Source organism: Capnocytophaga sp. oral taxon 329 str. F0087, from assembly GCF_000213295.2.
GTDB classification, from domain to species: domain Bacteria; phylum Bacteroidota; class Bacteroidia; order Flavobacteriales; family Flavobacteriaceae; genus Capnocytophaga; species Capnocytophaga leadbetteri_A.
This window is the reverse complement of sequence record NZ_KN390021.1, coordinates 15862-23547: the sequence shown is the minus strand read 5'-3', so window position 1 is coordinate 23547 and position 7686 is coordinate 15862. Positions and strand designations below refer to the sequence as shown.

At 41.4% G+C, this 7686-nt stretch carries 9 protein-coding genes; all 9 read left to right on the top strand.

Translation table 11 applies throughout. The annotated features are described in order from the left end of the window. Window positions 1-417 (top strand): hypothetical protein (locus HMPREF9074_RS12400; RefSeq protein ID WP_034540287.1); only part of this gene is annotated, 417 nt, incomplete at its 5' end. A gap of 19 nt (window positions 418-436) precedes the next feature. After that, window positions 437-1135, top strand: coding sequence for a hypothetical protein (locus HMPREF9074_RS08570; protein ID WP_009389164.1), 699 nt, complete (start codon window positions 437-439; stop codon window positions 1133-1135). Window positions 1136-1153: 18 nt separating this feature from the next. Continuing rightward, on the top strand, window positions 1154-1795 hold the full coding sequence (locus HMPREF9074_RS08565; RefSeq protein ID WP_009389163.1) for a ribonuclease H1 domain-containing protein: 642 nt from the start codon (window positions 1154-1156) through the stop codon (window positions 1793-1795). A 2-nt stretch (window positions 1796-1797) separates the two neighbouring features. Then, window positions 1798-2694: a NifU family protein gene (locus HMPREF9074_RS08560; RefSeq protein WP_009389162.1), complete on the top strand. Its 897-nt coding sequence runs from the start codon at window positions 1798-1800 to the stop codon at window positions 2692-2694. A gap of 60 nt (window positions 2695-2754) precedes the next feature. Continuing rightward, window positions 2755-4119, top strand: a complete 1365-nt coding sequence (gene hemN, locus HMPREF9074_RS08555) for an oxygen-independent coproporphyrinogen III oxidase (protein WP_009389161.1) — start codon at window positions 2755-2757, stop codon at window positions 4117-4119. A gap of 159 nt (window positions 4120-4278) precedes the next feature. Further along, window positions 4279-4656 (top strand): large conductance mechanosensitive channel protein MscL, encoded by a 378-nt coding sequence (gene mscL, locus HMPREF9074_RS08550; RefSeq protein WP_009389160.1) that lies wholly within the window; start codon window positions 4279-4281, stop codon window positions 4654-4656. 156 nt (window positions 4657-4812) lie between these two features. Next, the gene (locus HMPREF9074_RS08545) at window positions 4813-5346 is read left to right on the top strand and encodes a DUF4199 domain-containing protein (RefSeq protein WP_009389159.1); all 534 of its coding nucleotides are present in this window, start codon (window positions 4813-4815) and stop codon (window positions 5344-5346) included. A gap of 126 nt (window positions 5347-5472) precedes the next feature. Beyond that, window positions 5473-6603, top strand: a complete 1131-nt coding sequence (locus tag HMPREF9074_RS08540) for a heparan-alpha-glucosaminide N-acetyltransferase domain-containing protein (protein ID WP_009389158.1) — start codon at window positions 5473-5475, stop codon at window positions 6601-6603. 1 nt (window position 6604) lies between these two features. Beyond that, on the top strand, window positions 6605-7686 hold a 1082-nt coding region (locus HMPREF9074_RS08535; protein WP_369700499.1), incomplete at its 3' end, for a TolB family protein.

The window sequence follows — 7686 nt, the reverse complement described above, 5'->3', positions numbered from 1 at the left end:
GTAAAAGTAGATAGCAATGGCAAGGTAACCATTATAGCAGCCGGCGAAACCACTATCGAAGCCAAAGCCGGTGAGAAAACCTTTACCGTACAAGTAAAAGTAGAAGCGCAAGCACCTCTTGCTCCACCAGCTGAGGAGTTTCCTCCTTACATTAAGGACTTCCCTACCGAAATAACGCAAGGCACCGCTATTAATATCAGTCAGTGGGAGCATTTAGGTAACATAAACGCATCGCAAATACGTTACCACTTTACCGATGCCACTGGTAAGGTACTTGGCGTAGCTCCCGCAACGCTACAAGCTAACAGCCTTACCTTTACACAGTCGGGTACCTTTGTGTTAGTAGCTACCTTGCCTACTAATACAGCAGGATGGACAGAAGTACGTTTCAGTATCACCGTAAAAATTAAGAATTAACTTATTAACAAACATCACAATGAATAGTTTTAAACACTATATTGCAACAGCTTTATTACTACTTGCTTTAGTAGTTACAGGCTGTAAAAAAGACGAAGAAAAAACGCCAACCCCTCCTACTCCACAACCTCAGCCCAGCACTACTTTGGTAGTGAAACAAGCTGATGGTACCGAGTTAAAGGAGGGCACTACCCTTGCTGCTACCGTAGGGGCTACCCTTACCCTCACTATTGAGGTGCCTAACGATGCCTATACCGCTACCGTAAGTCCTACTACGGCACAGCAGGCAGTAACAGTACATAAAGACGGTAAGCACGTTACCCTAAAAGTGAACCAGCAGCCCACAGTAGCTACCCAGTTAGTCATTACTTACCAAAATGAAGTAATACGGATAAACTTAGCTATCAGCACCCCTGCACCTACCTCACGCCTACAAGGCTTGTACAATGCGCAAGGGCAGCAGGTATTGGCGGTAGGGTATGCTGCCAGAAAAGCCAACTTTGTATGGCTAACCGAAAGTATTGCCAAAATGAAAACACAGTACGTAACTATAAGCACTCCACAGCCATTGGCTACCCTTGCCGAAGGGCAAACGGTAACTATTACCTCAAAGGGTATAGACGATGTTAAGCTGCAAGGCGCTTTTAGGGTAAAAGTAGTGGGCGATACCTATGAATTGAGCAATGGCACCTACACCCTTGTGATAGTAAAAAGTTAGTAGCGACTTTAACATACAATGTCGAAAAAGAAGTATTATGTAGTATGGGAAGGACACCAAACGGGTATCTTTAGTTCGTGGGATAAGTGCAAGAAAGCCGTTGAGGGCTATCCTTATGCTAAGTTCAAGAGTTTTGAGAGTCAGGCAATGGCTGAAAAAGCCTTTGGTGAGAGCTTTGAGCTATACAAAGGTAAAAACACGGCTGCCCCCCCTACTCTATCGCCCTTAGAGCGGCAGCGCATTGGCAACCCGATACTGCCTTCAATAGCTGTAGATGCGGCTTGCAGTGGCAACCCTGGGATAATGGAATACCGAGGGGTTGATACCCAGACCCAAGCCGAGATATTTAGGTTACAGCCTATGAAAGATGGCACCAATAACATAGGCGAGTTTTTGGCTATCGTACACGCTTTAGCTTTTCTAAAGCAGCGCAACCTAAGTCTGCCTATCTATTCCGACAGCAAAATAGCGATGAATTGGGTGCGCCAAAAGGTATGCAAAACCAAAGTACCCCATACCCCCCATAATGAAAAAATATTTGAGCTGATAGCCCGTGCCGAGAAGTGGCTACACCAAAACACTTACCCTAACCCCATCCTAAAATGGGAAACCCAAGCGTGGGGCGAAAATCCTGCCGATTTTGGGCGCAAAGACACTTAAGAATGACAGCTATAACCCTAACAGTACAGCCCACCGCTAACCCCGACATCATAAAACTTGAAGCTAACAGACCTTTAGTAAAAGGCAGTTATGAGTATAAAAATGTTGATGAAGCTAAAAACGCTCCGTTAGCCAAAGAGCTTTTTTATTTACCTTTTATCAAAACGGTTTATATATCGAGCAACTTCATCGCCCTGAAGCGCTTTCCTATTATAGAGTGGAAAGATGTACAAGAAGAGGTTGCCCAGCAGATAGCAGTCTATCTACAGTCAGGACGCCCCTTAGTAAATAACGATAGTGGGCGCACCCCTGTAGAGGTCAGCCTTTACACCGAAACCACTCCTAACCCTGCTGTGATGAAATTTGTAGCTAACAAGCGTTTAGTACCCACCATTATAGAGTACAAATCGGCTACAGAGGCAGCAGAAGCTCCTTTGGCACAAGCTCTTTTTCAGGCATTCCCTTTTATAACTGAAGTCTTTTTTGACAACGACTATATATCGGTTACCAAAACCGACACTGCTGACTGGGAAGAGGAGAGCCCACGACTAAGAGCCTTTATCAAAGACTATCTGGCAGCAGAGAAGACTGTGATTAACATTTCCGAAGTAAAGAAGTGGCAAACGGCAGTACAGGCTCATTTGTTATCAAAAGTAACGACTGACCCTATATCGCAACAGATAGTAGCTATCATAGAAGAGCACGTAAAACCTGCTGTAGCCTCGGACGGGGGCAATATACAGTTTATATCATACCAGCCCGACACCCATCACGTAGAAGTGCTTCTGCAAGGTGCGTGCAGCGGCTGTCCGTCCTCTACACAAACGCTCAAAAAAGGTATAGAAGCAATACTGAAAAACAAGTTAGGCAATCCTGATATAAATGTAGAAGCAATCTAACTACCAAAAGTTTCGTATTTAAGTTTTTTTTATTACCTTTGCAGCGATTTTAATAAAGAAATGGCAATATCACTCATTCAGAAATACAATGTAGCAGGGCCTCGGTACACAAGTTATCCTACCGTACCTTATTGGGAAAATGATAGTTTTTCTACTGAAAAATGGTTAGATAGTTTAGTAACCTCATATAATGAAAGTAATGCGAATGAGGGGATTAGCTTATATATACATTTGCCTTTTTGCGAGAGTTTATGTACCTTCTGCGGTTGCCATAAGCGCATCACCAAACGGCACGAGGTGGAAGCTCCTTATATAGACGCTGTGCTAAAAGAGTGGCAGCTATATACTGATGTTTTAGTTGCACGCCCACTGATAAAAGAAATACACTTAGGTGGTGGTACTCCTACTTTCTTCAAACCTTCAGAACTAAAACGACTGATAGAAGGCATTTTTGAAAGAGCTGATATAGCAGAGCAGCACGAATTTAGCTTTGAAGGGCACCCTAACAATACCTCTAAAGCGCATTTGCAATTATTGTATGATTTAGGATTTAGGCGAGTAAGCTACGGCGTGCAAGACTATTCTGAAAAAGTACAAAAAGCCATACACCGCCTACAGCCCTTTGAGAATGTAAAACGTGTAACCGATCAGGCACGCGAGATTGGCTATACCTCTGTAAGTCACGATTTAGTATTTGGGTTGCCTTTTCAGACCTTAGACGATGTGCTCTATACTATCGATAAGAGCAACACCCTACGCCCTGACCGTATTGCTTTCTACAGCTATGCCCACGTACCGTGGATAAAAGGTAATGGGCAACGAGGTTTTAAAGATGAAGATGTACCGAGCGGAGAAGTAAAGCGTCAGTTGTACGAAGAGGGTAAAGAGCGATTACTACAAGTAGGTTATGCCGAAATAGGTATGGATCACTTTGCACTGCCTACCGATAGTATGTATCGCGCCTTTGAGCAGCACCAGCTACACCGCAACTTTATGGGTTATACCGCTTCTAAAACCCAAGTGATGATAGGCTTAGGTATGTCGGCTATCAGCGATAGTTGGTATGGTTTTGCTCAAAACGAAAAGGACTTAGAAGCCTATTACGAGCGACTTGAAAAGAATGAAATACCGGTATGCAAAGGGCACATCTTAAACCCTGAAGATTTAATCATCAGGCGACATATACTCAACCTGATGTGCCAATTCACTACCTCGTGGGCACAACCCGAACTACAGTTTGCTGAAATAGACCAAGTGCTACAGCAGCTCAGCGAGATGGAAAAAGACGGACTACTGCATATAAGCGAAAAGCAGATAGACGTAACCGATGAAGGAAAGAAATTTATTAGAAACATCTGTATGGCATTTGACCTACGACTACAGCGAAAAATGCCAGAAACCAAAATATTCAGTATGACGGTATAACCCCCTAAAATACTGAAAATAAGTATAGTGATTGAGTTTTTTAGTTAGTGATCGAAAAGGGACAGTTGTGAAATTCGTCCCTTTTCTCTTTGTTATTCAAAAAAAAGTAGTATCTTTGCCCCTTAATTTTAAACAAGTAAACTAAAAATTTAAATCATTATGGGATTTTTAAAAGAATTTAAAGAGTTTGCCGTAAAGGGCAACGTAGTTGATTTAGCAATAGGTGTGATTATCGGTGCAGCTTTTGGTGCTATCGTATCATCATTAGTAGCAGATGTTATCACCCCTCTATTATTGACCCCTGCACTAAAAGCGGCACAAGTAGATAAATTAGATGCGCTTATTTGGAATGGGGTAGCTTATGGTAAATTCCTTGCCGCTGTTATCAACTTCTTATTTGTAGCTTTTGTACTTTTTATGCTTGTAAAAGGTATCAACAAACTAAAGAAGAAACAAGAAGAGGCTCCAGCAGCACCAGCAGGCCCTACTCAAGAAGAGTTATTGGCTGAAATCAGAGATTTATTAAAAAATAAATAAGAAATAACGTGTGACCGCTACACAACACATTTCAATATCATTTTAACTTAAACCACGCCTTATAAAAAAGAGGCGTGGTATTTTTTTTTGCTAATTTACTTGCTATTTAAAAAACGTTTTGTATTTTTGTGCCATTAACAAATAAATAATTCACTTATGGAGACAAAAGCAGATTTTAAAAACATCGTCCTTAAAAATGGACTTTTATTAGGAGGCGTAGGTATTGCCTATCAAGTACTACTATATGCTACAGGATTACTATATTCAGGTAGCGCTGGTATGAGTGTGCTTACTACGGTAATAAGTATTGCCATCTCAGTATGGTTTATAGCTGCAGCTATTCAGCAGTACAAGAACGGAAATGAAGGCTTCCTAACAGTAGGCGAAGCTATCAAAGTCGGAGCTGTAGTAGGCTTAATAGCTGGGGTAATCTTAGCTTTCTATCAAGTACTCTACACTACTGTAATAGACCCTGACTATTACCAAAGAACTATAGATCTTGTTGAACAAAAAATGAGTGCTATGGGCTTATCTGAAGAACAATTAAAGACATTCACAGATGAAATGGCTAAACACAAACCTTCACTCTTGAAGACTTTCCTTTCACCTCTTATTTCAGGGGGTATAGGCGGACTTGTATTGGGGGCTATTATAGGAGCTGTAAAGAAAAAAACAAGACCTTCTTTATAAAATATTTACACTTAAATATTTATCACTTTGCCAGAGTATCAGTACTTTGGCAAAGTTTTTTTATATAATAATTGGTCTATTATGAATAGTTTTGTACTTTTGCCGCGTGAATAATCATATTGATTTATGGAAAACGTAAAAAAATTCAGACTTGACTTTATAGATGTAATTCGTGCTTTTGCTATCTGTATGATGTTACAAGGGCACTTCGTAGGGGGGCTTTTAGCCGACCGTTATCGCGATGATAACAATTTTATCTACTGGCTTTGGCACTATTGCACTGGTATTACTGCCCCTGTATTCTTCACCGTTTCGGGCTTTATCTTCACTTTTCTATTAGTAAAAGAGAGCGATGCTACCAAAATAGGTTGGCAAAATCCGCGTGTGAAGAAAGGTATCAGACGCGGCTTGATGCTCATAGGTATAGCGTACTTCTTGCGTATGAGCTTCCAAAGTGTAGATGTATTGCACTGCATAGGACTTTCGCTCTTGCTGCTCATCACTACTTATTTGCTATCATATAACCGCAAGGCGTGGGTAATGCCTACCATACTGCTCAGCACTACCCTATTGGCTTTTACTTTTGAGCCTTTCTACAAAAGCCTCACTTTTGATTTTTTACCTTTACCTATTGCTAACTATTTCACCAGAGCACACGGCAGCTTCTTCCCTATCTTTCCGTGGTTTGGCTATGTAGCTTTCGGAGGTTTTATGGGCTATCTATTTCAGCGTTATAAAGCACACCCTCATTTGTACCGCAATGCTATTCTGCTATTCTTAACAGTAGGGGCTTTTCTGTTATGGGCTTCACATTATATAGTAGAACAATTGTATTACATCAACCACGCTACTTTCTTCGCTCGGCTTATGGAGGATTTTGCCTACCTACGCTTAGGCAATGTACTGTTAGTCTTTGGTTTCTTTGCCCTTATGCGCAATGTGATAACTTCTAAGCTTATCAAAAGTATCGGACAAAACACCCTTTCTATCTATGTGATACACTGCTTTGTGCTCTACGGCAGCATCACCTCTCACGGACTCTTACAGCATTTTGGTGGTAGCCTAAAACCTTATCAAGTGGTGTTAGGTGCTCCTGCTTTTATAGCGGTATGTGTGTGGCTTTCTTTTATTTATAACCGAGTGAAACCTGTTATTAAATCAGGTATTGGTTTTGTATTAAAAGAAATCAGAGCATTTTTGGTAGAGAGTTATCAGTTTATTATGAAATTAGTATTTAGCCGTCAATACAATAAATAATATGAAAAAACATCTTATCTCCTTAATTACTATTATGACACTTAACAGCTTACAAGCGCAACAGCCTCTTACTCCCGAAAAGTTATGGCAACTACACCGAGTGAGTGCCGTTGGGCTCAGTCAGGATACGCAATATGTATTGCTAAGCGTGAGTACGCCTAATATGGCAGAAAACACCTTTAGCAAAGAATACTACAAATTAGCCGTAAAAGGAGGTGTACCTATACCGATAAGCGAGGAGGAAGTAGAACGTGCTACGGCAAAATACAACCCTATCAAAAAAGAGAGCTTGGTGAAGGTCATACATAAAGAGGTGAAAGTAGCCCCTGTATTGGGCAAAGACTTCTATGCCGACTTGGAAAAATCATCAGGGAGGTTGTATAGTAGCTTAGACCACCGCCATTGGGATACGTGGAATGAAGGCAAATACAACCACGTGTTTATAGAGGACGCTGAGGGCAACCAAAGAGATTTAATGGAGGGACAGCCGTTCTACTGTCCTCAAATGCCTTTCGGAGGGGAGGAAGACTATATATGGAGCCCTGATGGGGAGAAAGTGCTATTTGTTACCAAAGCCAAAGAAGGCACAGAGTATGTGCTCAGTACTAATACCAATATATACGAGTATGACCTCAACACAATGAAAACCCGAAACCTAACGGAGGGAATGATGGGGTACGATACCAACCCACAGTATAATAAAGAGGGTGTACTAGCGTGGCTAAGTATGGCACACGATGGGAATGAATCTGACAAGAATGACCTCTATATACTAAAAGACGGTAAGCGCATTAACCTCACTGCTCAATGGGATAACACAGTATTCAGCTACCGCTGGAGTAATGATGGCAAGCAGATTTACCTAATCGCTCCTACTCAAGGCACTGAACAGCTGTTTGTAGTAGATGTTTATGGCAAAGACACTACCCCTAAGCAGCTTACTAAAGGGATATATGATGTGGGTAGTATAGTAGGACAAAGCGGTAACCTATTAGTGGTAATGCGCAATGATATGAACCGCGCAGGCGAAGTGTATACCATCAATCTGAAAGAGAGAAAAAAAGGGTTTCTGTCCCTTACACA

Coding starts and splice junctions, on each gene's coding strand:
- HMPREF9074_RS08570 (WP_009389164.1), top strand. CDS start 437: ATGAATAGTTTTAAACACTATATTGCAACAGCTTTATTACTACTTGCT.
- HMPREF9074_RS08565 (WP_009389163.1), top strand. CDS start 1,154: ATGTCGAAAAAGAAGTATTATGTAGTATGGGAAGGACACCAAACGGGT.
- HMPREF9074_RS08560 (WP_009389162.1), top strand. CDS start 1,798: ATGACAGCTATAACCCTAACAGTACAGCCCACCGCTAACCCCGACATC.
- hemN (WP_009389161.1), top strand. CDS start 2,755: ATGGCAATATCACTCATTCAGAAATACAATGTAGCAGGGCCTCGGTAC.
- mscL (WP_009389160.1), top strand. CDS start 4,279: ATGGGATTTTTAAAAGAATTTAAAGAGTTTGCCGTAAAGGGCAACGTA.
- HMPREF9074_RS08545 (WP_009389159.1), top strand. CDS start 4,813: ATGGAGACAAAAGCAGATTTTAAAAACATCGTCCTTAAAAATGGACTT.
- HMPREF9074_RS08540 (WP_009389158.1), top strand. CDS start 5,473: ATGGAAAACGTAAAAAAATTCAGACTTGACTTTATAGATGTAATTCGT.